Below are 2,570 nucleotides of genomic sequence, written 5' to 3'. Positions count from 1 at the left end.
GCGGCGCAGGCGATCCCGTCCGCGTCCGCCCTGGTCGGCGCGTGGGTGGCGCAGCGCTCGGGGCATGCGGTCGGTTGCTCGGGGAGGGGCGGGGGCCATGCGCGTGGGCCCGCCGCGAGACCGCCGGCGGCACGCTCGCGTGCCGCCGACGGGTGAAAGACGGCATTCGTCAAACGCTCCGGCGTAGACTCGCCCTTTCGTCCGTGAAGGATCCACGCCATGCTCACGCGCGGTGACGTCCACGAAGTCGCCCTCGCGCTACCCGAGGTGCGCGAGGACGGGCCGCGCGTCTTTTCCCTGCGCAGCGGCCGCACTTGCAAGGGCATCGCCTTGGCTGTGGCGCGAGCGCATCCACCCGCCGTGGTTTCGAGCGCATGCGTGACCCGAAGAGCCGCGACCACGCGTCGATCGCGATGCAAGCGCAACGCGCTTATGCCGGTCATCGCGAAGGGTTCCTGAAGGAGTTCATCGTGGTGGCTGAGCAGCACGCGCTCGACAACATCTTCTGGCATGCGCTCGCCGGGCCGCAGGCGCGGTTCGCGCTCGGCAACGCGGTGGCACGACGCTTCGCGCGCGACTACTCGCCGATCATCGCGTTCGCCGACGCGCAGGCACCGGACTTCGCCGCGATCGCGCCCTGGTGCGAACCTGGCGAACGCTTCTACTGCGATGGCTGGACCGGGCGCGTGCCGCGCGACTGGCGGCTCGAACTCGATTCGACGATGTACAAGATGGTCTGGGACGGCCCGGTCCCCGACGAACCCGCACCCGGCGATGCGCCTGGCGCGCGGCCGCTCGATGCACGCGACGCGACGCAGGCGCTGGAACTCGCGACGCTCACCCGGCCGGGGCCGTTCGGGCCGAAGACGATCGAACTCGGCGAGTACTTCGGCGTGTTCGAGGGTTCGCGCCTCGTCGCGATGGCGGGCGAACGCGTGTTCGCGGCCGGCTGGCGCGAAATCAGCGGCGTCTGCACGCATCCGGACCAGCAGGGGCGCGGACTCGCGCGGCGCCTCATGAACGTGCTGCTGCGACGCCAGATGCGGCGCAGCGAACAGCCGTTCCTGCACGTCGCCAGCACCAACACCGGCGCGGTGCGCATGTACGAACGCATGGGCTTTCGCATCCATCGCGAGTCGGCGGTGCGCGTCGTCTCGCCCGAACCCGGCACCTGATGACGCGCATCGGGCTCATCTCCGACACGCACGGCATGCTCCGGCCGCAGGCGCTCGCCTGGCTCGACGGCAGCGACCACATCCTGCACGCCGGCGACATCGGTGATCCGTCGATCCTCGACGCACTCGCGCGCATCGCGCCGCTCCATGCAGTACGCGGCAACAACGACGAGGGCGACTGGGCGCGAGCGCTGCCCGAGATGGCCGAGGTCGTGTTCGGGCGCGTGCGCGTGTGCGTCCTGCACGACCTCGCCGCGCTCGCGAGCCATGCGCCATCGATGCCGGCCGAGGTCGTCGTCAGCGGCCATTCCCACCGCCCTTCGGTCGAACGGCGCGACGGCGTGCTCTACGTGAACCCTGGCAGCGCCGGCCGACGACGCTTCCGCCTGCCGATCGCGCTCGGCGAACTGTTGATCGACGGCGACGACGTCAGCGCACGCATTATCGAGCTCGACGGGCCAGCGGCCTGAGGGCATCGCGCGTTGCGCGCTTGCCGCGGCGCACGCGGCCTCCATGCATTTCCGGGGGCGGGACGATGGCCGGACGCCGTTTCCTGCTCCTGCGCTGCTCCACCCGGGTCCCCTCGGCGCCGGCGGGCGCCGGCCGAAATGGCCCGAAGGCGGCGCGCAAGGGATCGCGCGCCGTGTGCCGTCATCGCAGGATGCGCTGTCGTCGCACCCGGCCGGCGTCCGCGAACCCGCGAGGCAAAGCCTCGCAGTCGGCGACGCGGGGTCCCTTCTCCTGGTGACTTCTCTTTGGGCAAGCAAAGAGAAGACACCCGCTCGCCGCCGAGGCGAACGGAACCGGGCGACAGCGCTTCGCCTCGCGAAAGAAGCGCGCACGGCTACCCGCGTGGCGCCAACGCCACCCTACGTGATGTTCCGCGAGTGGGCCGAGGCCGCCGAGGTCCACCCAAAAAAAAAGCGGCCCCCGAGAGGGGCCGCGGATCAGGAACCGGGTCGCTCCTCCGCGTCGGCGGGGAGCGACCTCGTGCAGTTGTTACGGAAGCTCGTAGCCGTTCGCGAAGATGCGATCGGAGCAGGCGACCTGCACCGACGTGACGTTCGCCCCGGCGACCGTGCCGCTGCCGCCCGTGACCGTGCACACTTCCGCCGGCGAGGTCGGCTGCGCCTGTACCGTGACCGCGTAGGACGCGCCACTACCGAGCATGGTCGTGAACACGAACGAACCGTTGCTCGCGACCGGCAGGCTTTCGGTGCCGTTGAGCGACAGCGTGACGCTGTTGCCGAGCAGGCCGGTGACGTTGCCACCGATCGTGAAGGTGCTGTTGGCGCAGGTCACCGCGACATTGGTCACGTTCGCACCCGATACCGTGCCGCTGCCGTTGGCGACCGAGCAGGTCTGGCCGCTCGGCTGCGTGCCGACCGTGACCGC

The 2,570-nt window shown here is 70.7% G+C and carries 3 protein-coding genes; 2 read left to right on the top strand and 1 reads right to left on the bottom strand.

Translation table 11 applies throughout. The features are described 5' to 3' along the window. Nucleotides 1–374 precede the first annotated feature (374 nt). On the top strand, nt 375–1,175 hold the full coding sequence (locus ACTHK2_RS11995; RefSeq protein WP_440245948.1) for a GNAT family N-acetyltransferase: 801 nt from the start codon (nt 375–377) through the stop codon (nt 1,173–1,175). Continuing rightward, nucleotides 1,175–1,645, top strand: coding sequence for a metallophosphoesterase family protein (locus tag ACTHK2_RS11990; protein ID WP_440245947.1), 471 nt, complete (start codon nt 1,175–1,177; stop codon nt 1,643–1,645). Before ACTHK2_RS11995 ends, ACTHK2_RS11990 begins: the two co-directional genes overlap by 1 nt. Before the next feature lie 529 nt (nt 1,646–2,174). Here ACTHK2_RS11990 and ACTHK2_RS11985 read toward each other — a convergent pair. Then, the coding region (locus ACTHK2_RS11985) for a hypothetical protein (protein ID WP_440245946.1) at nt 2,175–2,570 on the bottom strand (396 nt) is incomplete at its 5' end.

The organism is Dokdonella sp. (genome assembly GCF_051958935.1).
Lineage (GTDB): Bacteria > Pseudomonadota > Gammaproteobacteria > Xanthomonadales > Rhodanobacteraceae > Dokdonella_A.
The sequence above is the reverse complement of the archived record's forward strand: the minus strand, read 5'-3'. Positions and strand labels throughout refer to the sequence as shown.

Coding starts and splice junctions, on each gene's coding strand:
- ACTHK2_RS11990 (WP_440245947.1), top strand. CDS start 1,175: ATGACGCGCATCGGGCTCATCTCCGACACGCACGGCATGCTCCGGCCG.
- ACTHK2_RS11995 (WP_440245948.1), top strand. CDS start 375: ATGCGTGACCCGAAGAGCCGCGACCACGCGTCGATCGCGATGCAAGCG.